This is a genomic window from Maribacter chungangensis (genome assembly GCF_042676845.1).
Taxonomy (GTDB): domain Bacteria; phylum Bacteroidota; class Bacteroidia; order Flavobacteriales; family Flavobacteriaceae; genus Maribacter; species Maribacter chungangensis.
Window position 1 is genome coordinate 254,449 of sequence record NZ_JBHTHY010000003.1, and the last position, 26,552, is coordinate 281,000.

At 40.9% G+C, this 26,552-nt stretch carries 23 protein-coding genes and 1 pseudogene; 12 read left to right on the forward strand and 12 right to left on the reverse strand.

What is annotated here, in order from left to right; genetic code table 11:
* Positions 1-8 precede the first annotated feature (8 nt).
* Positions 9-743 (reverse strand): LytR/AlgR family response regulator transcription factor, encoded by a 735-nt coding sequence (locus ACFQZJ_RS01120; RefSeq protein WP_379931715.1) that lies wholly within the window; start codon positions 741-743, stop codon positions 9-11.
* A 493-nt stretch (positions 744-1,236) separates the two neighbouring features.
* Between ACFQZJ_RS01120 and ACFQZJ_RS01125 the strand changes: the two genes are divergently transcribed.
* Complete coding sequence (locus ACFQZJ_RS01125; RefSeq protein WP_379931716.1) at positions 1,237-1,773, forward strand: hypothetical protein; 537 nt, start codon at positions 1,237-1,239, stop codon at positions 1,771-1,773.
* Between the two features lie 1,312 nt (positions 1,774-3,085).
* Here the strand turns inward: ACFQZJ_RS01125 and ACFQZJ_RS01130 are convergent.
* From ACFQZJ_RS01130 to ACFQZJ_RS01140, 3 genes are all read right to left on the reverse strand, one after another.
* On the reverse strand, positions 3,086-4,009 hold the full coding sequence (locus ACFQZJ_RS01130; RefSeq protein ID WP_379931717.1) for a hydroxypyruvate isomerase family protein: 924 nt from the start codon (positions 4,007-4,009) through the stop codon (positions 3,086-3,088).
* Positions 4,010-4,083: 74 nt separating this feature from the next.
* On the reverse strand, positions 4,084-4,731 hold the full coding sequence (locus ACFQZJ_RS01135) for a gluconate 2-dehydrogenase subunit 3 family protein (protein WP_379931718.1): 648 nt from the start codon (positions 4,729-4,731) through the stop codon (positions 4,084-4,086).
* On the reverse strand, positions 4,731-6,443 hold the full coding sequence (locus tag ACFQZJ_RS01140) for a GMC oxidoreductase (protein WP_379931719.1): 1,713 nt from the start codon (positions 6,441-6,443) through the stop codon (positions 4,731-4,733). Before ACFQZJ_RS01140 ends, ACFQZJ_RS01135 begins: the two co-directional genes overlap by 1 nt.
* 172 nt (positions 6,444-6,615) lie before the next feature.
* On the opposite strand from ACFQZJ_RS01140, the gene ACFQZJ_RS01145 reads away from it, so the two are divergent.
* The 4 genes from ACFQZJ_RS01145 (at position 6,616) to ACFQZJ_RS01160 (ending at position 10,750) form a co-directional block, all read left to right on the forward strand.
* Positions 6,616-7,608, forward strand: a complete 993-nt coding sequence (locus ACFQZJ_RS01145; protein ID WP_379931720.1) for a sugar phosphate isomerase/epimerase family protein — start codon at positions 6,616-6,618, stop codon at positions 7,606-7,608.
* Between the two features lie 95 nt (positions 7,609-7,703).
* A complete protein-coding gene (locus ACFQZJ_RS01150; RefSeq protein WP_379931721.1) occupies positions 7,704-8,072 on the forward strand; it encodes a DinB family protein in 369 nt (122 codons plus the stop codon).
* 9 nt (positions 8,073-8,081) lie between these two features.
* On the forward strand, positions 8,082-9,311 hold the full coding sequence (locus ACFQZJ_RS01155) for a nucleoside permease (RefSeq protein WP_379931722.1): 1,230 nt from the start codon (positions 8,082-8,084) through the stop codon (positions 9,309-9,311).
* 299 nt (positions 9,312-9,610) lie between these two features.
* Positions 9,611-10,750, forward strand: a complete 1,140-nt coding sequence (locus ACFQZJ_RS01160; RefSeq protein ID WP_379931723.1) for a Gfo/Idh/MocA family protein — start codon at positions 9,611-9,613, stop codon at positions 10,748-10,750.
* Between the two features lie 303 nt (positions 10,751-11,053).
* On the opposite strand, the gene ACFQZJ_RS01165 is transcribed toward ACFQZJ_RS01160, so the two are convergent.
* The 5 genes from ACFQZJ_RS01165 to ACFQZJ_RS01185 all read right to left on the reverse strand — a co-directional run bounded on the left by ACFQZJ_RS01165 (position 11,054) and on the right by ACFQZJ_RS01185 (position 16,697).
* Positions 11,054-11,935 carry an arsenite methyltransferase gene (locus tag ACFQZJ_RS01165; protein WP_379931724.1) on the reverse strand — a complete coding sequence of 294 codons (882 nt, stop codon included), beginning with the start codon at positions 11,933-11,935 and terminating at the stop codon, positions 11,054-11,056.
* Between the two features lie 35 nt (positions 11,936-11,970).
* Entirely contained in the window at positions 11,971-12,303 is a 333-nt protein-coding gene (locus ACFQZJ_RS01170; RefSeq protein WP_379931725.1) for an ArsR/SmtB family transcription factor, read from the reverse strand.
* 511 nt (positions 12,304-12,814) lie between these two features.
* Entirely contained in the window at positions 12,815-13,735 is a 921-nt protein-coding gene (locus ACFQZJ_RS01175) for an alpha/beta hydrolase family esterase (RefSeq protein ID WP_379931726.1), read from the reverse strand.
* 685 nt (positions 13,736-14,420) lie between these two features.
* On the reverse strand, positions 14,421-14,879 hold the full coding sequence (locus tag ACFQZJ_RS01180) for an ASCH domain-containing protein (protein WP_379931727.1): 459 nt from the start codon (positions 14,877-14,879) through the stop codon (positions 14,421-14,423).
* A gap of 114 nt (positions 14,880-14,993) precedes the next feature.
* Entirely contained in the window at positions 14,994-16,697 is a 1,704-nt protein-coding gene (locus ACFQZJ_RS01185; protein ID WP_379931728.1) for a GMC oxidoreductase, read from the reverse strand.
* A gap of 148 nt (positions 16,698-16,845) precedes the next feature.
* Between ACFQZJ_RS01185 and ACFQZJ_RS01190 the strand changes: the two genes are divergently transcribed.
* The 7 genes and pseudogenes from ACFQZJ_RS01190 (at position 16,846) to nadD (ending at position 21,984) form a co-directional block, all read left to right on the forward strand.
* Positions 16,846-17,898, forward strand: coding sequence for a sugar phosphate isomerase/epimerase family protein (locus ACFQZJ_RS01190; RefSeq protein ID WP_379931729.1), 1,053 nt, complete (start codon positions 16,846-16,848; stop codon positions 17,896-17,898).
* 10 nt (positions 17,899-17,908) lie between these two features.
* A complete protein-coding gene (locus ACFQZJ_RS01195) occupies positions 17,909-18,670 on the forward strand; it encodes a 3-keto-disaccharide hydrolase (RefSeq protein ID WP_379931730.1) in 762 nt (253 codons plus the stop codon).
* A gap of 1 nt (position 18,671) precedes the next feature.
* Positions 18,672-19,487, forward strand: a complete 816-nt coding sequence (locus ACFQZJ_RS01200; protein WP_379931731.1) for a 3-keto-disaccharide hydrolase — start codon at positions 18,672-18,674, stop codon at positions 19,485-19,487.
* Positions 19,488-19,606: 119 nt separating this feature from the next.
* Positions 19,607-19,735, forward strand: a pseudogene (locus ACFQZJ_RS01205) (hypothetical protein); the annotation flags it as partial.
* Positions 19,736-19,894: 159 nt separating this feature from the next.
* Positions 19,895-20,752: a YicC/YloC family endoribonuclease gene (locus tag ACFQZJ_RS01210; protein WP_379931732.1), complete on the forward strand. Its 858-nt coding sequence runs from the start codon at positions 19,895-19,897 to the stop codon at positions 20,750-20,752.
* Positions 20,753-20,812: 60 nt separating this feature from the next.
* Positions 20,813-21,397, forward strand: a complete 585-nt coding sequence (gene gmk / locus ACFQZJ_RS01215; RefSeq protein ID WP_379931733.1) for a guanylate kinase — start codon at positions 20,813-20,815, stop codon at positions 21,395-21,397.
* Positions 21,398-21,399: 2 nt separating this feature from the next.
* A complete protein-coding gene (nadD, locus tag ACFQZJ_RS01220) occupies positions 21,400-21,984 on the forward strand; it encodes a nicotinate (nicotinamide) nucleotide adenylyltransferase (protein WP_379931734.1) in 585 nt (194 codons plus the stop codon).
* Between the two features lie 3 nt (positions 21,985-21,987).
* Here nadD and ACFQZJ_RS01225 read toward each other — a convergent pair whose 3' ends face one another.
* From ACFQZJ_RS01225 to ACFQZJ_RS01235, 3 genes are all read right to left on the reverse strand, one after another.
* Complete coding sequence (locus ACFQZJ_RS01225; RefSeq protein ID WP_379931735.1) at positions 21,988-22,710, reverse strand: DUF6503 family protein; 723 nt, start codon at positions 22,708-22,710, stop codon at positions 21,988-21,990.
* Between the two features lie 52 nt (positions 22,711-22,762).
* Entirely contained in the window at positions 22,763-25,066 is a 2,304-nt protein-coding gene (locus tag ACFQZJ_RS01230; RefSeq protein ID WP_379931736.1) for an inorganic phosphate transporter, read from the reverse strand.
* Between the two features lie 68 nt (positions 25,067-25,134).
* Complete coding sequence (locus ACFQZJ_RS01235; RefSeq protein ID WP_379931737.1) at positions 25,135-26,340, reverse strand: porin; 1,206 nt, start codon at positions 26,338-26,340, stop codon at positions 25,135-25,137.
* Between the last annotated feature and the right edge of the window lie 212 nt (positions 26,341-26,552).

A 26,552-nucleotide genomic window follows, 5' to 3' on the forward strand; every position in this document is an offset into this window, starting at 1 on the left:
AAAACCATTTACAACAAATCTAAGAAGTCCGATTTTTTTTGTCGGGACACAGGAATTTTATGGTTGGACTTCAATACAACGTAGCCATCGGTCTTTAGAAATTCCTTGATTTTGTTAAGGTTGATGATGTATGAATTATGTATTCTGAAAAAGGAGTCCTCCGGGAGCAGTGCATTAACCTCTTTTAGCTTCTTAGTGAGAACGATTTTGTGTCCATCCGATAGAAAAACGGTGCTGTAGTTGCCATCCGATTCTGCATATAGGATTTCGTCGCTCTCCAAGAAAATTAATTTCCCATCTGTATTCAAGGTTATTCTCTTGTTGATGGATCTAGAGTTGAAATTAAGGAGTATTTGTTCTAATTTTTCCGCCGTAAAATTTCTATTGATGAACTTTTTGATCTTTACGATAGTTTCTTTAAGATCATCTGTATCTATAGGTTTTAAAAGGTAGTCTATAGCTTCGTTCTTTAATGCTTTTATCGCGTATTGGTTGTACGCCGTGGTAATTACAACAGGGAAATTCTTATTCGTCAGTTTTTGAATAAACTGAAATCCGTCCATTGTTGGCATTTCTATATCCAAAAACAGGCAATCCGGGGTGTTTTTTTTTAGATATTCCAAAGCTTCGAAAGGATTTGTGAACGATGCTGTCACACTAATTTCATCACTGAAATTAGTGAGCTCCCATGAAAGGCTCTGCAAGGCCTTGATTTCATCATCTACTATTACCGCTTCTAACATAATCTATGAACATCTAAAAACGAAAGTTAGTTAAAAATAATTCTAAGGTCTTATATGAAAGGAATTTATGTGTCAATGGAAGCTAATTTGGTATAACTGGCATAAATAGTAAACAAATGGATATACGTATAGAAAGCTATTGAATATAGGATTTTATTTTTATATGTAATCGTATGAGGACTTGTTTTCTATACATTCTCCCGTTTATACAATAAAATCTACAGACTATACATCGCACGGCATTTTTGCCAGATCATGTCTTAATTTGGACTAACATTTAATTTCAAGGTTTTTGTTCAATATAAAAATAACGTAGAAGCAACCCTAAATATATAGTGATGAAAAAATGTTTTATTATGTTTCTTCTCCTACTGCTGTCACTTGTTACGTCATTGTTTGTTGGCAGACTCGATGAAAAGAATATTGAGAATAATGAGCCGCAAAATACCATTGTCAGCAATCTGAATAGCAGTAAAATTGGTCCAGAATAAGCATGTACACAGTAGCGATTAAAACGATAAAAATTATCTTTTTGGGTTTTTTGCCCTTGCTTTTGATTTCAAATACAAGCAAGGACACAGAACTAATGCCTTTGGTACTAAGTGGAACATACCTATTGGAGGTCGATGGGAATACAGATTATAAAATAGCCGGAGATATAAGCTTCAGGTCCTTGAACAAAATTTCCTCAACGGGAACTGTTTTTAGTGTTCTAAAACTAAATTTTAATGGTGAGAAATCAGAACTACCCCACGATATGGAGATCGTTGTGTGTAAAGAGAGTAAAACTAATAGCTTGCCTTTGGGTAATTATAAGGTAAACACAGTAGAGAGTTTCTTGAATCCCTCTGATGGTGTTTTTGGGGCGTTTAGCAGTAACACCTTAGGGGAGAAACTATTTTTTACAAAAAAGGGAGGTGTACGTATAACCCATGTCTCTAATACTAATGTTAAGGGAACATTGAGTATGGTTCTTTTAAATTCTAAGGGAGAAACAATAAACATCAAAGGGGATTTTGATGCGAGATAATATTTTAGCCATATAAAGAAATACGGCTCTGTAACTATGTTTTGAGCGTCAAATATAAGAGGTAAACGGATGGCTTGTCTATTCGGTTACCGATCTAATGATAGGTTTCGGGGGAACTACCTTACGTTAGCACTTGACGCGCATTTTCATTCTTAATGAGGCATAGAGGAGCCGTATACTATGGACTCTTAAACTCTGGTAATACACCCAGCAGGTTTGGAATATTGAAACCGCAATTCCGATTATTTTGGAACATACCCACTTTTTTAACGATGTGCTTAAAAGAATTTGACCTCTGTTAACAGTTGAAAAATTGAAACTATAGTACGGGTGCGGTTATATAAACCAAAGAAAGTCCACCGTAGATGTGAACTTTTTATCATGCAAAGATTCGCACGGACATTGTTTTTAGTCGATTGTGTAGTGCTTTAGTATGCGCATAAAACCCATAACCGCTATGTAAACCAACAGAATGATAATGTATTTGTCCACAGTATTAAGTTTTAAATACATACGTGAAATAACCTAGTTTGGATTACGGGAATTTTATCAAATCACGATAAAATATACTAAAAAACCAGGACACATCATTTTTGGTTCGTGTTTTCGGCCCTGAAAATGGAACCGTAGTTTTTAAACGTAATTTTCGTTTTAGGTAATATCGGAATACTATTTTGGATGAACAGAATAATACGATGTAGGCGATAAGTAGGTATATATATGGGAACATACACAAATAAACGGAAAAGTAGTAGAATACTTACTTAGAGAGCATGTAGTTCATCGAAAGGTTTAGTTTTTTCGATGAACAGTATATTTAGGAGTGTTTTATAAGCGAAAACACTAATTTTGTAGTAAGGGTAACAAGTAGTTGTACCGAAGTGTGCCAATAATCAAAAGCACTACAATAAAAACTGCGAACCATGTTCGAAAACCAAATTTTTTAAGAAGTACTAAAACCGCCTGCCGCTTTGCCATAAGGTCTTTTTAAGGCTTGTTTTTATTGGCACCGCCAAAGGGTATAATACCCCGAGGCTTGCCTCGAAATTAAAGGTTCGTTTCCTTCGAATGCCTCGAGGGCTTGCCCCGAAGTAGTTTAATTTATAAAATCAAAGTTCCTTGAAAGCTTAAAATGGAATGGGTAATTTCTGTTTTGGGGATTTTTAACAGCTTCTGTAAATAACTACGGATGCCAATAATCAGAAATTGTAAGGTTCAATACTTCGGTTCATAGAAAAAACGCGTCAAGTTTTTAAAACTTGCCGCGTTTAACGATATGATGCATAGCTCCATTAGCTATCCGGTCTTATTTTTAAAGAAAATCGTCTACCTTTTTATAAGCATCTATAACGGCCTGTTCCCCGGCTTTGTCAGGTCTGGAATTTCCGTGTTCCATACCTAATATTCCATCGAACTTTTTACTGTGTATGAACTTAAAGACATTGTTGTAATTAATTTCTCCGGTGGTGGGTTCCTTACGACCAGGATTGTCACCAATTTGTATGTAGGCAATTTCGTCCCAACAGGCCTCCATATTGGGAATAAGGTTGCCCTCTTGTATTTGCTGATGATAGATATCAAATAGTATTTTACAGGAAGGAGAATCTACTGCTTTACAAATTTCATACGCTTGCGGAGATTCTGTTAGGAATAGGCCTGGATGGTTCCTAAAATTTAAAGGTTCAAGTACCATTGTAATATTATGCGGCTCCAATAGGGCAGAAGCCTGTTTAAGTGATTCTACTACATTGGTTGTCTGGTATCCCATATTTAGCCGAAGGTCTACATGCCCGGGAACCACGGTCATCCATTTGGCGTTTACTCGTTTGGCCACTTCGATGGAGCTTTTGATATCATTTAGGAACTCTGCCCTTTTTTCCGTATCCCCAGAGGCCAAGTTGGGCTCTGTCCAGTAAATCTTGTGCGCTACAAAAACCCCCATTTCCATACCTCTTTTCTGCATGGTCTCTGCCATTTTTTCCTGTAGGGCAACCTCCCGACTTTTCATACCATTGTCCTCATAAGCCGTAAAACCTTGGTCTGCCATGAAATTTAATTGATCTATTGGGTCTTCACCGGCCAGATTTTTGAACATTCCCAAATGCGGTGCATATTTTAGGTTAAAACTATGTGCCATTTTTTTACTGTTATGGGTTTGTGCATACGAAAAAGCTCCGCCAAGGGACAGTGCTCCGCTGGTTAAGGCGGTTTTTTGTATAAAACTTCTTCTTTTCATGGGTCTATTGTTGTTAGGTGTTGACAGACTAGATTTTCCAGTATAGTGAGGTATATTGTGGTAATCGTTTTTTGTTATAAAGACCAAGCCTTACCACCGGTAAGTTCTTGGGTGTCGCCACAAGCAATATACTCTCCTGGTACAGGCAGGTATGCCAGTACTTCCTCGCCAACATACTCAGAGGTTTTGTAGCCCCAAATTGTCAATCCACGTAAATTATCGGCAAAGGCAAAACGTGAAACCCCATCATCTAGGTTGGTGGACTGCCCTTCCGCGATAGCTTCGTTATAGGTATTGACCATATCCATATAGGTTACCTTCTCTTCTTTGCTTACTTTAAGGGCGGCAGCCAAAACTGGTTCTAGGTCTTCAGAAGTAAGGCTTTCTATTTTTTCCTTACCGCTATCGGCCAATGCTTTGTCCATAAATTTGGACATGGACATTTGCAGAAAATCTTGTTGTTCCTTTTCCATTACTTCGTTCGCAAAACGGTCTATAAAAATATCGACCTGAACTTCCGACGCAGATGGCGTATCCGTTTTTGGTAAGATTATGTCCACTAGCTTTGTAAGTGCGCTACCTTGCTCGTTTGTGAAAAATTCCGGAGCCCAAGTAATCGCTGGTTCTGTTTTACAGCTTTGTACTAGGCTTACTAACGTTGGCGTGGCTACGGTATATCCCAAAGCCAGCCCCATATTCCTAATTGCTTTTCTTCTATCCATTATATGTTTCCTTTTTTAAGTTGTTCCACTGCGTGGTTCGCAGCTCTGGCAGTAAACGCCATGTAAGTCAGTGATGGGTTTACACAACTGGCCGATGTCATAAACGACCCGTCCGTGACGTAAACATTTGGAACGTCGTGTAACGCATTGTTACCGTCCAATACAGAAGTCTTTCTATCCCTTCCCATACGTGCCGTACCCATTTCATGGATACCAAGACCTAAAGCACTAGGATTGTCGAAACCTTTTACATCCCGTAAACCGGCTTTTTCCAGCATCTCTACAGCGGACTCTTGTATATCTTTCCGCATTTTTAGTTCGTTATCTCTTAGTTCTGCATCAAATGTTACCGTAGGGAGACCCCATTGGTCTTTATTGTCGTAGTCTAACGTAAATCTGTTTTCTTCATAAGGCAATACTTCCCCGAAGCCCATCATGCCAAAGTTCCATCCCCCAGGTTTTAAGATAGCATCTTTTAAATTTTTGCCATGACTTAACTCTGCAATCGTTTCTTCCCAATTACTTCTAGAAGCTCCTCCTTGGTATCCAAAGCCTCTTTTATAGTCACTGCGATTTGTGCTGCCTCCTAGGTTTCTAAATCTTGGGATGTAAATACCCGCCGGCTTTCTTCCTTTATAATACTTGTCACTAAAACCATCATGTTTTCCAGATGCGCCTACTTGTAGCTGGTGGTCCATGATATTACGTCCCAACTGGTCCGAATCGTTGCCCATGCCGTTGGGGAATCTGTCTGATTTGGATTGCATTAATATAGACGTGGATGGAATGGCGGACGCACATAGGAAAATTACTTTTGCCTTAAATTCGAAAGTCTCTTTAGTCAACCGGTCTATTACCTTTACACCGGTAGCCTTTTTAGTATCGGCATCGTACATAATTTCATGTACAATGGAATCTGGTCTAAGCGTCATGTTTCCTGTTGCCTCGGCAGCCGGTAATGTTGATGAAAGGCTACTGAAGTAGGCTCCAAAAGGACAACCCCGTATACATCTGTTCCTGAACTGGCATTTGCTTCTGCCGTCAAATTGTTTTGTGCCGGTTAGATGGGCTACGCGCCCCGAGGTGACTACTCGGCCATCGAAGTTTTCGGCAATCTTTTCTCGGATATCCTGTTCTACACAGTTAAGCTCTAATTTTGGCAATAGAATTCCATCCGGATGTTGCGGTATGCCTAAGTTTTCACCACTTACTCCTATATAGGCCTCCACTTTGTCATACCATGGTGCTATGTCCTTGTAGCGCACGGGCCAGTCTATTGAAACCCCCTCTGCTTTATTTGCTTCAAAATCCATTTGGTTCCAACGGTAGCTATGCCGCCCCCATTGTAATGACCTTCCTCCCACGTGATAGCCACGCATCCAATCAAATCGCTTCGTTTCATTGTACGGATGCTCCAAGTCGTTAACGAACCACATATGGCTAGCCTGGCTAGTAGTGTATCCCGTCCTACTTTGTTTTGGTTGTTTTTCAAGGATTTCTTTCGTTGGCTGTCCGCCATTGGAAAAGTCCCAAGGGTCCATATTTGCGGTTTTATAATCCTCTATATGGGTTACCATTCTACCGCGCTCCAGTACCAAGGTCTTCAATCCTTTTTCACATAGTTCCTTTGCAGCCCAGCCTCCGCTGATACCCGTGCCTACTACGATCGCATCATAGGATTCTTGTTCTTCGTTGTAATAAAATTTACTCATTTGGTTTGTTTATTTCCTAAATTTATTAAATATAAAATTAATTCAATACATTTAAAGCTTATTCTTGCTAAAGTTTTGTTTCGATGCCAAGAGTTGTTTTAAACTATTCTTCATTTGAACTGTTGCTGGCAAGGACAGACTTTAAACCAATTTATTAAAGAAACTTTTTATCATGAGAAAAATCTTGAGTATTAAAAAATCAGTAGCATTTTTTGCGGTATTTGCCGTTTTGGGAACGTATTCTTGTAAGGAAACAAAGGAGGCCAAAGAGGAAAAAACAGCCGAAATTGTACAAGAAGAAAGCGCTGATCCTTTTTTTAAGCTTTCCTTGGCACAGTGGTCGATGCATAAAATGATACGTCAGGATAGTGTTGACCCTTATACGTTCGCAGAAAAAGCTAAGGAATGGGGTTTTACCGGCCTGGAATATGTAAGCCAATTGTACAATCCGGAGTTGTCCGATGCCAATTATTCTGAAGAGGCAATGGCAGCTTTTGTTTCTAAGAGCAATGCCGAAGCCAAAAAGCACGGGATGACAAATGTGCTTATCATGATAGACGGCCAGGGTAATTTGGCCGCCGATGATGAAACAGAGCGCAATGAAACCGTAGAGAAACATAAACGATGGGTAGATGCCGCCGCTGCAATGGGTTGCCATGCTATAAGGGTAAATCTTAATGGAAGCTCCGATCCCGAAATATGGAAAAAGAATTCTGTAGATGGTCTTACCAAGTTAGGAACCTATGCGAAGACAAAAAACATTAATGTCTTGGTAGAGAACCATGGAGGCTTATCCTCTAACGGTGCCTTGCATGCCGAAGTTATGAAAATGACCAATATGGATAATGTGGGCAGTTTGCCGGATTTTGGTAATTTTTGTATTACAAGAAAGCCCGATAGTTGGGATTGTGCCGTGGAGTACGATAAATACAAGGGCGTAAAGGAACTCATGCCGTATGCCATGGCGGTAAGTGCCAAGAGCAATAATTTTGACGCTCAGGGCTATGATACCGGAATAGACTATGTGAGAATGCTACAGATGGTAAAAGACGCCGGATATACCGGATATATTGGCGTGGAGTACGAAGGCAATGAAATTGGAGAGGAAGCCGGAATAAAGGCTACGCGCGATCTATTGCTAAAGGCTAACCAAGAAATCAAATAACCCTAAAGCCAACCAGTTTTATGAAGCCTTTTTTCAATGAGTTATTCGATTATAATTTTTATTGCAATAAGAAGATTATTGAGTACTGCGTTGGCATGGATAAAACTCTAGACAGGTCAGAGCAATTATTTAGCCATTTATTAAATGCCCATCATATTTGGAACGCAAGGATTGTGGGCAAGACGCCCGAGTTTGAAGTATGGCAAAGGCATCCGATCAGAGACTGGGGCGATATTCATTATGAGAACCAACGTACCTCTTTTGAGATTACCACCAATGCCGAGGATTTTGAAAAAAGAATAGATTATGATAACTCCGAGGGGCGTTTGTTTACCAACACCCTTCAGGATATGCTTTTTCATATCATTAACCATTCAACGAACCATCGTGGCCAGATCGCGACCGATTTTAGGAATAATGGCTTGGAGCCCATTGTTTTGGATTATGTATATTACAAACGATAAAATACTTTTATGAGCATTGGTATTCGGGTGCAACTATGTGCAATGATGTTCTTGGAGTTTTTTATTTGGGGCGGATGGTTCGTTACCCTGGGCACTTTTTTGGGAAACAATGTTAACGCTACCGGCGGGGAAATAGCCCAGGCTTTTTCTACTCAATCTTGGGGAGCTATTGTTGCACCTTTCGTAATAGGTATTATAGCCGACAGATATTTTAATGCCGAGAAAATATTGGGAATCCTACATTTGGCCGGTGCGGTGTTGCTATATCTGATGTACGGTACGGATAATTTCGACCTCTTTTATCCGTATGTGCTTGTCTATATGATTTTATACATGCCTACTTTGGCACTGGTCAACTCCGTTTCTTTCAATCAAATGAAAAATCCGGCAAAGGAGTTTTCCTTGGTGCGGGTTTTTGGAACTTTGGGCTGGGTCGTTGCCGGTTTGCTCATCAGTTACTTGTTTAGTTGGGATAGCGAGGCCGGTATAAGTCAAGGCCTGCTAAAAAATACGTTCTTGATGACGGCTGTAGCCTCTGCCATTCTCGGGTTTTTTAGTTTTACCTTGCCAAAAACACCCCCAAAGGCGGCAAGTGATCAAAAACCTAGTATTAAGGAGCTTTTAGGGCTGGATTCCTTGGAGCTTTTCAAGGACAGAAATTTTCTGGTGTTCTTTATTTCTTCTATCCTAATCTGTATTCCCCTAGCTTTTTACTATCAAAATGCCAATCCGTTTTTAGTAGAAATAGGCATGGAAAACCCCACAGGTAAAATGACCTTAGGGCAGATTTCCGAGATTCTTTTTATGCTCTTGCTCCCTTACTTCTTTACGAAATTCGGATTTAAGAAAACCATACTTGTAGCCATGTTGGCTTGGGTAATCCGCTATGTGCTGTTTGCTTATGGCGATATAGGGGAACTTGGTTTTATGCTCATCATAGGTATTGCCCTGCATGGTATTTGTTACGATTTCTTTTTTGTTTCCGGACAGATTTATACGGATAGCAAGGCAGGGGAAAAGTATAAGAGTTCGGCACAAGGATTAATCACTTTGGCTACCTATGGTATTGGTATGTTGATCGGCTTTTGGATAGCAGGAAAGATTTCCGATACCTATCTTTTAAGTGATGGTTCCCATATCTGGGAAACGATATGGTTGTATCCTGCATGGTTTGCCCTAGGTGTAATGGTAATTTTCGCACTATTGTTCAAGGCTGAAAAGATTGCATACAAATCTTGATTTTACAATTAATCGGTTTTCCTTGAATACGCTTGTTTTGTCCTGGCCCTAATGGGAATCAATTACATTTTTAATATTCCCTTTTTTAAGGTGGCATAAAATATTGGATTTTTAGGTTAACCCAGTTGCCGCCGGATTTTTTATATACATCGAAAGTCTTTAAATTTAAATTTTACTAATGGACAGAAACTGGAGAAAGAAACGTGCATTGCATCTTAACAGAGGTATTTGCTATAGGAGCGGTCAGTTTTTCAATTTATTTTAAAAATAATTTATACTAATTTAAATACGACAACAACATGCCAAAAAAGATTAGACTAGGTATTTTAGGAGGAGGAGGAGATTCTCTTATAGGAGTACTGCACAGGGTAGCATCACATATAAATGATAACTATCAAATAACCGGAGCGGTTTTTAATCCGGATTTTGAGGTGAATAAAGCCTTCGCCGAGGAGATAGATGTTCCTTTAAACCGGATCTATAAAGATTTTGATACCTTAATAACGGAAGAAATGAAACTTCCTAAAGAAGAACGCATTCAGGTATGTTCTGTACTTACGCCTAATTTTCTGCACTTTCCAATGGCGAAAAAGTTGTTGGACAATGGTTTTCATGTGATATGCGAAAAACCAATGACCACTACCTTGGAAGAGGCTAAAATTTTGCAAGAGGCTCATCAGAAATCCGGAACTGTTTTTGCGTTAACGCACACGTACACAGGATATCCTATGGTGCGTCAAATGCGTGAAATGATCAAGGATGGGGCGCTTGGCAAAATTCATAAAGTAGATGCCCGCTATTATCAAGGATGGATAAATACCATTATCCACGATAAGGAAAAACGAAATTCCGTTTGGCGCTTAGATCCTAAAAAAGCAGGAATCAGTTCTTGTATGGGCGATATTGGGGTACATGCGTTCAATATGGTAGAGTATACTACCGGGCTAGAAGTGAAATCGCTGTTATGTGATTTCAACTACCTATACGAGGATAATCAAATGGATGTAGACGGTACCGTGCTGATTAGAATGGGAGACCATGTAAAAGGAGTGATACGCGGTAGCCAAGTGGCCACCGGCGAGGAAAACGGTCTAGCTATTGCCATTTATGGTGAAAAAGGTGCGTTTAGATGGGAGCAGGAAAACCCTAATTTCTTGTATAAGATAAGCGACACCGAACCTACACAGGTCTATAAGCCGGGGCATGCCTATAACTCCGAATTTTCGTTGGACGGTACCAAATTGCCACCGGGACATCCAGAAGGTATTTTTGATTCCATGGCCAATATTTACTTAGGAGCGGCAAGGGCTATCCGAGGTGAGGACTATAATGACGGCGAATTCCCTACCATGAGGGACGGGGTTCGAGGCATGGAGTTCATAGAGGCCACCGTGCAGTCCCATAAAGAAGGGAATACTTGGGTGGCACTGGAGGAGTAAGTACGGTTTTGTGAAAAGGAAAGAGCGGACAAATACATTATTTTCCGCTCTTTTTTTAGTTTTGAAGCTGGTAGAATTATACCAATTTAAGTTTTGAATGTCGTATTGAAAATTTGAATTATTTTTTCTCAGTTTAGGAATGAAATCTAAGCATAGCATGGGCTATGGTTCTATTTTATGACAACAAATGAGTAAAAAAGAAACTTGTTTTATGCGACATCTGGAATTTAAATTGGTATTAGATAAAAGAAAGTAATCTTTTTATTTGAGGTTCTATGGTTTTGCCTTTTCCTAAAATAGAATCTAACAGCATCCAGAATCTGGAGCACAGCCATTTGAAATTTCGGAAAGTGCGGCTTTTGGTTTATCTAGTTTTGAACCAGGCTTTTCTGCATAAACCGTAATACTAAAAATTCCTATAGCTTTTTGGTTAAACGTTTTTACATCTTCGTCCGAAAGGTATTTGCTTAAAATATCCTCTGGAATAACAATAGGTTTCTCTTTTTGGATGGTTATGTGTTCAAATCCCTGTTTTTCTATCAGTTGTAAATACTCCGTTTTCTGAATTGCGCCTGCAACGCACCCGGCATACATTTCGGCATCATTTTTTAACGCCGTGGGGAGATCCCCAATAAGCACGATATCCGAAATACTAAAATGGCCGCCTGGCTTTAATACCCTAAAAATTTCTTCTATTACCTTATGTTTGTTAGGTACCAGGTTCAATACGCAGTTACTCACGATTACATCTGCAACAGCATCGCTTACAGGCATGGCGTCAATATCCCCTTCCCTAAATTCTACATTGTTATACCCCAATTTTTCAGCATTTATACGTGCCTTTTCGATCATTATAGGAGTAAAATCTATGCCTAGAACCTTTCCTTCCGCTCCCGTTTCGTGTCTGGCTATAAAGCAATCGTTTCCGGCACCGGAGCCCAGATCAATTACGGTATCCCCTTTCTTGATTTGTGCAAATTGTGTTGGAAGTCCGCATCCTAGGCCTAAGTCCGCATCTTCAATATAACCCTTGGTTTCCGAGTAATCGTCCATCATAATATTGTAGACCTTATTGGAAGGGGTGGTGGCACCGCAACAGGAAGACGCGTTTTCAGCTTTGCCCTGTTCCGCTATCTTGGTGTAACGTTCTTTTACTACCTGCTTTAATTCTTGTTCGTTTTTCATTTTGATTTGTTTATAGGTTTGATCTGTTCATGTCTTTAACAGCAGCTATTTTCTTTGGATGTGTCTTGATGTAAAAACTGTAATAACAATGCCTTCATTTGAGCCCAATTGTCGGTATCTATACAGTAACAAACACTGGTGCCTTCTATGCTACCTTTAATTAAGCCTAGTTGTTTTAGTTCTTTCAGGTGTTGGGAAATGGTAGGTTGGGCAAGTCCGATCTCGTTTACAAGGTCGCCACATACACATGCGTTTATCTTGAACAAATGTTGCAATATGGCTACCCTTGCGGGATGTCCAAAAGCCTTCGCGAAAAGGGAGATTTCATTTTGTTCATCGCTAAAAATTTCCGATTTGGTTACGCCCATGACATATTAATTTGTTTATTGCAATATTACGATTAATTTTTGAGTTTCAAACTTTTTTTTACGGAAAGCTTATGTTTTCAGGTAAAAGGGTAGCTAGCGCCTTATTACAATTTTTCCCGAAATTCACTGACAGCTAGACTACCCTTTCAGCCAGGTATTTAAGATAGAAATCCCGTTAAAAAGCGGCAGGAAAACGGGTTGTATAAATTTTTTAGCGGTAGTAATCTACGAGAGAAGTATTTGGTACCTTGGAATGGTTATCATGGTTTTCAGGAGCCTTTTAGGTAACATTTAATGTATCGTTCTGGGGGAAAATCCCTCGCCTTCAGGCGACGACTTTAGTAGCCCCCAGAATAGTTATTGGTTAATAGTTATTTGTTATTAGGTCGTAAAATTTGGTGTTTCGGTTCTTTAGTTGCTTTTAGGTTAAATAAAACCCATCGGTCTTTAGCCGATGGTAGTTTAGTTTGTGATTGCTGTAGGTTTTTAAGATGCTTGATCGATATTAATTTTAAGGAATTTCATATTCTTTAAAGAATTCCCACATTAGGGCGCTTGCATTAAAATGGTTGCTTATTTCCATATTTGGTAAAGCTTTTCCACCAGGCCAGGTATGGCCGCCATCTTGACTTACATAGAGTTCAATTACTACATTCTCGTTACAATCCGAATATCTGAAAAAATCGAAAGTATTGGAGTCGCTAAAGATTGTTTCTTTTAAAACATTGCAGTTATAGCTGTTGGCTATCGATTGTAGGGTCGCATCTACGGATGGAAAATTGTTGGTGATGTTCGGGGCATCGGAAAGTCCACCATTGTACGGTGCAGTTTGGTCTTGATACGAATGAAAATGTATAATCGGAACATTCCGCTCAGGATTGAACGGAAAGTCTTGAAGGACTCCTGCAACAGCGGATACGGCGGCAAATTTATCTGGATAGCGATTTGCTAAGGTATAGGCTAATTGTCCCCCATTGGAGAAGCCTGTTGCATAGACTTTTTTGCTATTTACCGAAAGTTCTGAAGTAAGTTTTTGAAGCAGTTCATGGATAAAACCAATGTCATCGGTTTTCAATAAAGTGGCAGATGGGCAACAATCGCCGGCGTTCCAAGTGCGAAACCCTAGTGTTTTTACTCCCTCGGGGTAGACAACGATAAAGCTTTCCTTATCTGAAAGTTCGGATAGTTGTGATTGTGCTTCAATTCCTTCATAACCTAATAATCCGCCTCCGTGCATTGCAAAAAGTAAGGGATATGAAACCGATTTGGTATAATTTTTTGGTAAATGAACATAGTAGCTACGCTCTAAGCCATCGAACTCAATAGAATCATAATATTCAAATTCAGTTGGCCGATCAACGATTGGATTTTCATCCTCTGAATTGCATGCTAAAAGTAGAAGGAGGACGGACGTAAAGAATAGTTTTTTCATTTTTTTATTGTTAGCCGGAATAAATATAGCATTATTTAAGTGCTTAGAATACACGTAGTGGTTTTGGGGATGTATACAATTACGGAAGAACAAAAGAAATGTTACTGGGAGTTTAATAGGGCCGGAACAAGGTCCCTTTCGGTAGCCCTTGTTTGTGTCTTTAAGTTGGTAGAACAGTTGGAATATTTGGTCTTATATAGTTGGTAATGGGCCATTTTCGACCAAGGTGACAGGAAAACCGTATTAATGAAATGTTGTTGTGCTAGCACTGCTATAACCCGTGCGGGTATACCAATGGTTTCAAATATACGCTAACGTTCATTTTGGAAGCTATCGGATTCTTATGGGTGTACTTCACATGAACGACAAGTGTGGCAAGTAATACTGGTGAAAGGTGCTCGGTTTTTAGGGTATCTTTGCTTTAGCGGAAATAGTATCTCACATTAGCGGTTGTTATGCTCGTTTCCGATACGGTGAAATTGAGTAAAAACTTTAATCCTTTTATTACCGGTTTACCAAGAAAGCTCCAAGTTGGCCTTGCGGGATACGGGGGTAATCTTATTAAACTGGCGAAAGCCTAAACACTGGGTGCGGGCTGGGATAGACTCCTATGAATTCTAGCCTGCTTAAAGTAGGGTCTAGTTGTTTAATTTATAAAATTAGTAATAAGGTTTGGGTTATCCGGCTAAAAAACCCTCTCAAACTCCTCAAAAACGATGATCATGCTTTCCCTGGGCACACGTTCAAATGCTTTCAGTTCCCTTGTGTAGTAGTCCCAATGCACTTTTTTCCAATAGGCCAGGGATTTGTCTCCTTCACCTTCCAAAGCGGCATGTGTTTCGTTAATGTTGAAGTAGGGGATAAGTTCTACCGCAGTAGTGCGTATAATACATTTTGCTTCTTTTTCCCAATTGGTGACCACTAAAAAATCCCCGATTTTTGGTAGGGCTTCCTTTCTGTACTGCAAGCCTAAAAGTGAATGGGAAGTCGCTTTTTTTTCACCTCTTAGTATCAAGGAAACCAACTCGTTGGCATCTTTTTCGTTATCTCCAAAAAAATCTGTTTTTGGTGCTTCGTGAAAGGCATGTTCTAAATGTTTATCCAAATAGTCTCCCCACATATTTCTGGCAGAAGCATTCTCCATACGGTTTTTTCGTTACAAGTTCAATCTTAAAATATAGTACAAAAAAATAGGGTAGCGACCGCTACAAATAAAAACTCGGTATATGACGTGTTATTCATGCTTAAATAAGTGCGTTTAAGAAAAGCGTCCCTTCTTTAGTTGCTCCGCTGCATGGTTCGCCGCCCTTGCGGTAAAGGCCATATAGGTAAGGGACGGGTTTACACAGCTAGAGGAGCTCATAAAGGCACCGTCCGTAACATATACATTAGGTACGGCGTGTACTTGGTTATTTTTGTTCACAACCGAAGTCATGGGGTCGCGTCCCATTCTGGCGCCGCCCATTTCGTGTATGCCCAGCCCGGGTCCGGAGGATTCTTCATAAGGCTGTACATCTCTAAAGCCTGCCGCTTTGAACATGGCTACGATTTCAGCTTTTATATCCTTGCGCATATTGTATTCGTTCTCTTTAAACTCTACATCGAATTCCAGTTGTGGCAGTCCCCATTTGTCTTTTTCCGTTTTGCTAAGGAGCACCCTATTGTCGTCATACGGTAAAAATTCACCAAAACCGGTTACACCAATTTGCCAAGATCCCGGTTTCAGGATTTCATCCTTTAGTCCTTTTCCGTACCCCATTTCGGCAATACCGGAAGACCAGTCGCCGCGACTGGCGGTACCTTGGTAACCAAACCCGCGCAGGTAGTTTTTTCGTTTTGTTTTTTCGTCTAGATTCACGAACCTTGGAATGTAAAATCCATTGGCCCGTCGTCCTTTATAATATTTATCTAAATACCCGTCTACCTTGGCACTTGCGCCCAATTTATAGTGGTGGTCCATAATGCCGCGTCCCAGAGCATCGGAATCGTTGCCCACGCCGTTGGGAAAACGCTCCGATCGGGACTGTAATAGTATCCCTACGGATGCCATTGCCGATGCACAAAGGAAAATAACCTTGGCCTTAAACTCTAGTTTTTCGTTTGTTTCCGCATCTATTACCTGTACGCCGGTGGCCATCTTGGTGGTGTCGTCATACATTATTTCATGCACTATGGAATTGGCCCTTAGGGTCATGTTCCCTGTACGTTCTGCGGCGGGCAAGGTAACGGAGTTGCTGCTAAAGTACCCGCCGAACGGGCATCCCCTGGAACACCGGTTTCTGTTTTGGCAAACCCCGCGACCTTCAAAATTATGGTTGGGGTCGGTAATATGGGCGGCACGACCAATCGTTATTAAGCGGCCATCTTCAAACTTTTTGGCGGTCGCTTTTTTAAAGTCCTCCTCTACACAATTCAGCGCCATAGGGGGCTGAAACTTACCGTCCGGTAATTGGGACAAACCTAAGTTCTCGCCACTAACGCCAATATACTCCTCCACTTTGTCGTACCATGGGGCAATGTCTTTGTATCTAACGGGCCAATCTACACCATAACCGTCTTTTTTGTTTGCTTCAAAATCTATATTGCCCCATCTGTAGCTTTGCCTGCCCCAAGTAAGGGAACGCCCGCCTACTTGGTAGCCGCGAATCCAATCGAAACGTTTTTTTTCTACGTAGGGGTGTTCCAAATCGTTTACGAAGAAATGCTTATTGTCCGCCTTTGGCGCCCAATTCACTCGGGTCTGTACATGCTGTTGTTTTTTTTCTTCAACAGAGAGCTCTCCTTTTAAAGGCATATCCCAAGGGTCATCGTTCATTGTAGGGTAATCCTCAATATGTTTTACCATTCTGCCTCTTTCCAGAACCAAGGTCTTAAGGCCTTTTTCACATAGCTCCTTGGCCGCCCAACCACCGCTTATTCCGGTGCCAACAACAATGGCATCAAATTGTTCGTTCGTATTCATTTTAAATTTCTTGTGGTTTTCTTAAGGTATTCCCTATATTTATAACCCATGTGGAGAAGAAAACAAAAGGAATATTTTGAATCATAAATATAGTATTAAATTCTTTAAATCGATATAAACCCAATAACTTCAAAGTAACGTATTTAAGATGAGGACAATAAAAGGACCCGCCGTTTTTTTGGCGCAATTCGTAGATAGTAAGGCACCGTTCAATTCTTTGGACGGCATGTGCAAATGGGCATCTGATCTTGGCTATAAAGGTATACAGATTCCTACGTGGGAACATTTTTTAATAGACTTGGACAAGGCTGCCGAGAGTCAGACCTATTGTGATGAGCTCAAAGGCAAGGTAAATTCCTATGGTCTTGAGATTACGGAGCTTTCCACACATTTGCAAGGGCAGCTTGTTGCGGTAAACCCAGCGTATGATCTTATGTTCGATAATTTTGCGCCGGACAAGGTAAAAAACAACCCAAAAGCTAGGACAGAATGGGCGGTAGAAACCGTAAAAAAAGCGGCTACTGCGAGTAGGCGCCTAGGTATTTCCGCACACGCAACATTTTCGGGGGCCTTTCTATGGCACACCATGCACCCTTGGCCACAGCGACCAGCGGGCTTGGTAGAAATGGGTTTTGAGGAACTGGCAAAAAGATGGCTTCCGATATTAAATCATTTTGACAAAGAAGGGGTAGACGTTTGTTATGAAATCCATCCCGGGGAGGACCTACACGATGGGGATACTTTTGAACGCTTTTTAAAAGCGACAGGAAATCACAAAAGAGTAAATATTCTGTACGATCCAAGTCACTTTGTACTGCAACAATTGGATTATATCGCGTACATAGACCATTACCACGAGTTTATAAAGTCTTTCCATGTAAAGGATTCGGAATTTAACCCAACCGGTAAAAAAGGTGCATTTGGTGGCTATAACGATTGGGGCGATAGGGCAGGACGTTACCGTTCTTTAGGTGATGGACAAATAGATTTTAAAACGATTTTTTCCAAGCTCACCCAGTACGGATGTGACGTGTGGGCGGTAATGGAATGGGAATGCTGTATTAAGAGTCCGGAACAGGGTGCTCGCGAAGGAGCTATTTTTATCCAGGACCATATCATAGAGGCTACCGAAAAAACCTTCGACGATTTTGCAGGTGCGGATATTGACAAGGACGTATTAAAAAAAATATTAGGACTTTAAAATGAGAAGAATGAAAAGAATACCAATTTTAGCTATAGTTGCGCTACTGGCGTTTAGCTGTAAGGAAAGTCCAAAGGAGGTCGCAAAATCTGACACTGCCGATATGGCCGAAGCGACAAACGATGTAGTTCCCGAGAATGAATGGACGGCCTTATCCATAGACCATTGGCAAGCTTTCAAGGGCGGGGAGGTACCCAAGTTTTGGAAGGTAGAGGACGATGCCATTGTTTTTCATCCGCCAACGGCGGAAGAAAGGGAAAAACCGGATGGAGGGCGCGCTTCGTTCAATATCGTAACCAAAAAGGAATACACGAACTTTGTACTTTCTTTGGAGTGGAAGATGTCCGAAAAAGGCAATAGCGGCATTATGTGGGGCGTGAGCGAGGACGATAAATTTGGAGAACCTTACCAAACAGGTTTGGAAATACAATTATTGGACAACGACAAGCATCCCGATGCCAAGAACGGTCCTACGCGCCAAGCGGGTGCCCTTTATGATTTGGTACCACCTCCAAGCGACGTTACCAAACCTGTGGGTGAATGGAACACTGCTATAATCACCATAAATCATGAAACCAATGAAGGTACTTCGGTTTTGAACGGGGTAGAGGTGGCAAAGTTCCCTGTAAACGGAGAAGCCCTGCAAACACTTTTAAAGGGTTCGAAGTTTGAAAATTGGGACGGGTTTGGGTTGTATAAGACAGGAAAAATTGCTTTGCAGGACCATGGTGATGTTGTGTCTTTCCGTAATATTAAAATAAAGGAATTATAACATGAAGAGATTGATAGTGGCCGCAGTGGCCTTTAGCTTAGGTTCTTGTAACGAGGCACAAAAGTTAGAACCTACCCAAGATAACCAAGTTGATGTCCCTAAAGTAATCGTGCATAAGGAGTATACGGGAGAAGAGCCTACAACACCCGAGGAAACCGAGTTTTATGAACCTAAGGTACCAGTGGTAAAACCAAGCGTTAACGGGTCCGCCCCCAGTGATGCCATTGTGTTGTTCGATGGGACATCTTTTGATGGATGGATACATACACAGGATAGCACCGCGGTCAAATGGCATCTAAATGACGATGGTAGTATGACGGTAAAGGACAAAACCGGTAATATACAGACCAAGCAACATTTTGGAGATGTGCAATTGCATATAGAATGGAGGTCGCCCGCGGCAGTAGAACGCGAAGGCCAAAATAGGGCAAATAGCGGTGTTTTTATTAATGGAATCTACGAGATACAGGTATTGGACAATAACGATAATCCAACCTATGTAAACGGACAGGTAGGCTCTATCTACAAGCAGGGGCCCCCTTTGGCCATGGCATCCGTTCCCTCCGGGGAGTGGAATACCTATGATATCATCTACCATTCTCCCGAGTTTAACGAGGCCGGCGAAAAGATAAAATCCGGAACCATGACCGTGCTGCACAATGGTATCTTGATACAGGACCATACTGAAATTAAGGGAACTACCCCTTATATTGGTTGGCCCAAGAACCCGGCACATGGAAAAGGCCCGCTAATGCTGCAGGACCATCAAGATAACAGTAGGGTGAGTTTTAGGAATATCTGGGTCAGGGAACTTTAATAACGGACTCTGGGCAGTTCTTTTTGGCGCATGTAAATGGCATCTTGATTACGGGTATCCGCTTGGTATACGTGTAATAAACACCCAAAAAAAGAATTAACCAATAGTACGGTTATAAGACGGTAAGAGGTTTTGCAAACCAAGACATTTGGGAGGTGGCTAACCCATCAGGGGGCAAAATGGTGTTTAACCTAGGGCTTGTTCTTTTGTTCCTGGGTACATTGCTGTATTTTTCGCTACCCTGTTGATACTGTTTTTAATGTGTACTACTTTTGTATTGCGCATAGGTTTGGGTGATGGTATGTGGTGGTGCGAAAAACAACTGAACAAACGTTACGATAAAAATGGAAACCCCAAAAATAGCGCCTTTTAATTTGGCTATCTTTGCTGCGATTTAAAATACACCTATGATTCAATCCATGACCGGATTCGGGAAGAGCGTAATACAGCTTCCAGCTAAAAAAATTACAATTGAGATAAAATCGCTCAACAGCAAGAGCATAGATTTAAATGCGCGTATGCCATCCAGTTACCGAGAAAAGGAACTGGAAGTACGTAAGATCATTGCCAATTCGCTTCAGCGCGGTAAGGTAGATTTTAATCTGTACATTGAGGTTACTGGTGACGAAACCTCGGCGCAGGTTAACGAGACAGCGGTACGCCAGTATATGAAACAGTTGAAGAGCATTGCGGACGGGGACGATCTTAAGTTGTTGGAAATGGCCTTGCGTTTTCCCGATGCCATGAAAACCGAAAAAGAAGATATAGACGAGGAGGAGTTCTCCGCCATTCTAAAAGCTTTGGATGCCGCCCTTAAAGAAATAAATTTATTTAGGTCCGAAGAGGGCAGTGTGCTCGAGAAGGACTTTTTAGATCGAATTGTAGCCTTGAAAGGTTTGTTGGTACAGGTATTGGAAATGGATCCGGACAGGCAGTCCACCATTCGGGAACGGTTGGAAAAAGCAGTGCAGGATATAAAGGCAGATGTAGATGCCAACCGATTTGAACAAGAGCTTATTTATTACTTGGAAAAATACGACATAACGGAGGAGAAAGTCCGGTTGGAGAACCATTTGGATTATTTTCAAAAAACCTTGAAATCCGATGATAGTAACGGTAAAAAGTTGGCGTTCATCGCCCAGGAAATAGGTAGGGAAATCAATACTATTGGCTCCAAGGCGAACTATGCGCCCATGCAGCAGTTGGTGGTGCAGATGAAGGACGAGTTGGAAAAAATAAAGGAACAGATGTTAAACGTACTTTAGGTTCGCAATAGGGGTATACGGTCAAGAAACAATAATCAGTTAAATTTAGAAGCTTTACAAATGAAAGGTGGTAAACTCATCATATTTTCGGCACCGTCCGGTAGTGGTAAAACAACTATTGTTAGGCATCTTTTAGAGCGGCCGGAGCTTAATCTGGCGTTTTCGGTATCCGCCACGTCCAGACCAAGACGGGGAAAGGAAAAGAACAAGGAACATTATTACTTCATGTCTGTTTCGGAGTTTAAGCAACATATAAAAAACGACGATTTCTTGGAATGGGAGGAGGTATACCGTGATAATTTTTATGGTACGCTAAAAAGTGAGGTAGAGCGCCTGTGGTCCGAGGGTAAAAATGTTATTTTCGATATTGATGTTGTGGGCGGGTTGCGCATTAAAAAGAAATTTCCAGAGCAGACCTTGGCCGTATTCGTAAAACCGCCCAGTGTAGATGAGCTGAAAATACGCTTAAAGAAACGCAGCACGGAAAGTGACGATAAAATAAATATGCGTATTGCAAAGGCCTCCGTAGAGTTGGCTACCGCGCCTCAATTCGATAAGATTATCAAAAATTATGATTTGGATGTAGCCTTAAAGGAAGCCGAGCAATTGGTCGCAGATTTTGTACAGGATTCAAATAAGGAATAACGATGAAAAAAGTAGGGCTATATTTTGGAACCTTTAACCCCATTCATATTGGCCATCTGATTATTGCAAACCATGTAGTAGAGTTCTCCGATCTAGATGAAGTTTGGTTTGTTGTTACGCCCCAAAGTCCGTTCAAGGCAAAAAAATCCTTATTGGATAATAATCATAGGTACCAAATGGTATTCGAAGCTACTACGGACTATCCAAAGCTAAAGCCTAGTACCATAGAGTTCAACCTTCCCCAGCCCAATTATACTATAAATACCTTAGTGCATTTATCGGAGAAATACCCAAAGGGACATCAGTTTTGTCTCATCATGGGAGAGGATAATTTAAAGGGCTTTCATAAATGGAGGAATTACGAGGTAATTTTGGAGCACTATGAGCTTTTTGTCTATCCAAGAATTTCAAAAGGGGAAATAGAACATCGATTTAAGGACCACCCGCGCGTGCATAAGGTCAATGCGCCAATTATAGAGATATCTTCTACCTTCATCAGAAAAGAATACAAGAACGGTAAAAATATAAGGCCCTTATTGCCAGATGCCGTTTGGAAATACATGGACGAAATGAATTTTTACAGGTAGTGCTTACTCGAGTTTCTTGACTTCGGTAAGGGTGTCCGTTCCCAAATAGCCATCATCCTTGTTGTAATACCATGCTCGTACTTTCGGCATTTTTATACCGTTTATATCCATTGTATCGGTCAATAAAATATACTCGCCATCGTTTTGGGATTCGTCCTTGTAAAATTGATAGACTTCCATGGCATAAGTCTTAGGGTCAAAATAAAAATACCAGGTGTCCTTTCCTACCGTTTCATCGTAATCTACCTTTAATACGAGGTACTCTTTGTTTTTAAAGGTCTTCTTTTGAACGGTTTCGTAAATGTTTGTGCCCGCGTCTTGTAGTTTCATGGGCAGGCCATAAAGATAACTGTAGTAGTCCCGCATCATTTTGGCCCTGTCACAGCTTATTCTTAAGCTATCCTGTGCCACTTTGGGAATTTCCGCACTACCGTTCAGCATTAAGGAGCAGGAGTCTTTTTTAAGTGTAGAAATGATGGTGTTGCCATTTTTTTCTACGGTAGCACTATAAAATTGCCCGGGAAAATCCAAAATAATTTTTGTGGTACGTTCACTGGAATTTGGCGTGGTCATCGTAACCGTTAAAGCGCCCTTAAAGGTACTCCAATTCCCGTTGGGGTCATGATGTGCTATGGCCTTGGCCAAAAGTTCCGAACCGCTTAGTTCTTGGCCTATGGCACATAACTGTAGCTGTAATGCAAATAAAATACAAATGTATCTTGTCATACTTAATTTTTGGTATCACAAGATACAGCTATATTTTTTACGCTAAGAGGACTTATTCGTCTTTTGGTGTTTCTATGGTAGCGGGAGCAACGGAGCTATCATGCTCATCATGGTATTGTTGCAGCAGGTTCATGGTTGCGGTCATAAGGTCTTTTGTTTCAAGCAACAATGAAAAATACAAGGTAGTATTTTTTGGACTGGATTCCTCATTACGTGTTCTTGCGATTTGGGTCTGTATCTTATCGGAAACCATATCGAACAGCTCTTGTTTATGGTTTAGTACAAGTCCAATTTCCTCAAAAGACTGGTTGGTAAACGCATTCTGGGTTTGGTTCAATACTTCATCTAATTTTAGATCAATTTCCTTCAGTTCTTTTATCTGGTTGTATTTTAATTTTTTATGATTGTTGTTTACATGTTTAAGGCTCACTTTTCCTATATAATCCAAGGATTGTGAGATATCGGTTAGATAGCCCAAGGTATTGATATAGAAGTTACTGGCGCCAACGCTGTTTTCATCCAAATTTTTGATAAAATAGAAAATATGGTCTCTGAGGTCGTCTATTTCATTAGATAGCTTTTCTCCTTGTTTTTTGTTTTTCTTTAATAAATTAAGATCTTGTTTTGCAAGTCCGTTAATAGAGTTGGTGTAGATCTTATTGGTTCTTTTTAATACGTTAGAAATGTTTTTGGCACTCTCTATGATGACCCCTTGGATAGAGCTGCTTTCAGCTTTGTTCAAGGAATCCTCGGCTCGGAGTTCCTTGGTTTTTTTATTGTGCGAAATGTAACTTCTTGAAAGCAATAGTATGGCGGCAAACAACAAGACACCTATTGCTGCCCCTTTGCCAAAACTAATAATTGCGAGTATGGTGCCCGAAACGATAAAGGCTATGATGGCAGTGCCGAACCATCCACCGATTACGTTTAAAACACCTGCCACACGGTAAACGGCACTTTCCGCACCCCAGGCCCTATCTGCAAGCGAGGTTCCCATTGCCACCATAAACGTAACGTACGTGGTGGATAAGGGTAGTTTATAAGAAGTTGCAATAGATATTAATATGCCGGCTACCATTAAGTTTACGGCCGCGCGTACCATGTCAAAAGCCGGTAGCTCGTGGACACGATTCTTGGACAAGGCGATTACGGGTTTTTCAAACTGCTTGTCAATTTTTTTCTGCCATGAGTCCGGTAAAATGTGATTTGACATTTGTGCCATCGAAATTGCCAAGCGCACAAAACCTCGAGATAGGAAATTGGGCTGAAAACGTTCTTTGGTGGCTTCTTGACTAGAAAGATCTATAGAAGTCTTAACAACGCTCTTGGCCTTGCTGGAGAACCATAGCGTAAGTACCATCACCATTCCCGCTATGAACAAAAGCAAGGTCGGCGTCGCTACTTTTGTGGCCAAAACCTCCATGCTAAACTCCGATGCCGGCACGCCAGATGCTACCCAGGCTTCATAGGATTGCCACGCAGCAATGGGTACGCCAATGAAATTAACCAAATCGTTTCCTGCGAATGCCAATGCAAGGGCGAATGTTCCGGCACCGATAATGAGGACGTAGATGTTGGTCTTGAAGAAAGTCGTAAGGATATAGGATAGAACCGACCATACCACAAAATTGGCAGCAGCAATACTTAGCCAGTGGATCTCTAGGAAATTTGCAATAGTAAGCCCCTCGGTAATGGCGTAACTATTGCTGGCAAACGCCGTTCCTTTTATTCCTTTCATTAAGATGAAATAGGTAATGGCAGATAATGCAACACCGCCAAAGAGTGCTCCTACCCATTGCGCTTTCTTTTCATATTGATAGGATAATAACAATCTTGACACCCACTGCACGATAGCGCCTATGGTAAATGCAACAACCACGGACAGCAATATGCCTAGTATGATCTCAATCGCCTTTTCGTTGTTAATGTAGTTTACCACGTCTGTAAAACTACCACTGTCTGCGGCGATTTTTATCAATGACATGGCTACGGCGGCGCCCAAAAGTTCAAATACAATAGAAACCGTTGTAGATGTTGGCATTCCAAGGGTATTAAAGAAATCCAACAATAAGATGTCCGTAATCATTACGGCCATAAAAATGAACATGATTTCGTTGAAATAGAACTCACTGGGGTTAAAGATTCCTTTTCGGGCAACTTCCATCATCCCGCTCGAAAATACCGCGCCAGCGGCTATTCCCAGACTTGCAACGATCATAATGGTTCTGAACGAAATCGCTTTTGACCCAATGGCGGAATTTAAAAAATTTACCGCATCATTACTAACGCCCACAACAAGATCAGCTATCGCTAGAACGGCCAAGGCTATAATCATTAATAAATAAATATTGTCCATAATCTATAGTATCAATTTGCAAATATCATTATCGCGACCGGCTGTAATGTTAGCTAAATGTTATTTTTTTAGAAATGAATATCTACTTGTAGCCTATACATTAAAGCATTTGAGCCCTTGTTCTCGGCAAGGTAACTCATATCTGTCTGTACTTTTAATTTGTGGCCTACAATATATTTTGAAAGCCCTAAGGTATACTGCGCCCGTGGGTTTCTGCCTGTTATCGCCTCGTCCAACATAATATTGGTGTATCTGCCCGAAACCTCCCAATTGGTGTCGAACAAATAACCGGTTTGAAGGTTGAGTCCGTTTCCTACCTGAACCACATCTCCGGTAAGGCTGCCATCCGAGTTTTTTGCCAAGGCATCTTTTGCGGATCTATATGCATATTCTCCCATAAACGAAAAACCATTGTATTTGAACATGGCGTCAATAAATACAGTATTTATAGTAGTTTCGTAAAATCCGGTATCGTTGACCATGTGCGACCCTTGGTTGCTTCTGGTTTTTACGGCATTATGGTTAATGTCATACGTAGCCGCCAGCATTAGTTTTGGTTTTTGTTCCCGTACCAGATCGGACCCCGAGTAGTCTCCTTTTTTGAGAAAAGTGCCGAACGGTAAAAGCTCTAACCGCGAGGTATATTGGTGTCCTCCCAAGTTTCCAGTTGTAATGTTACGTCCTTCGCCTTGGGATAGGGCAAAAATTTCACGTACAACAAATTTCTTTGAAAGGTTAAAGTGGTGCCTTAATTGAAAACCCATATCGCGATCTATGTTAAATCTACGGTTTAATAGGGAACGGTCTACCTGTTGCATATTACCGGATGAAATGACCCTTTCTATATTGCCCGGCAGTTTTGTTTGGCCAAACCAGAGGACAAAGTTTTTATAAAAATTCCATTTTAGAACGGCATCCAGTATGTATCTAGGAGCATTACCTGTAAACTGCGAACCTCCTGAAAGATCTCGGTTGGAGAGCCCCAGCTCTATTTTGTATTCCAATTTTGGGGAGTAGGCAAAACCGTCGAATTTAAGCCTGGCCCTTCGTACAAGGAAATTTTGTTCAGGATTTGCCAAACTTCCGTTCGTATTTTCATCCCAATTTGCAATTGTTAAAATTTGCATTCGGGTACCCACCTTCATTGTCCAAGAACTATCTTTTCCTACAAGATTAAACAGTCCTTTTCCAAAGGCGGGTGCATTGGTTTCTTGAGTTAAACCCAGGAGTGGAAGAGTAATCAACAGCCAAAGGGCTACATGATTTATTTTCATTGTACTTAGTTTTTGTCGGCCACAAAGAACTAAAATCAGTGTTAAGTTAATGTTGGCTAAACATTAAGTCTTGTCGCAAATACTTTTTTTAATGGCTATTGATACAACGATGGAATAGGTGCTGAAGTCGATTTGCCAAACGCCGACGAGGATGTAGCATATAAAAAAGCTACCTTGGCCAGAGGTAGCTATCGGATTTCAAAAAAAACCAG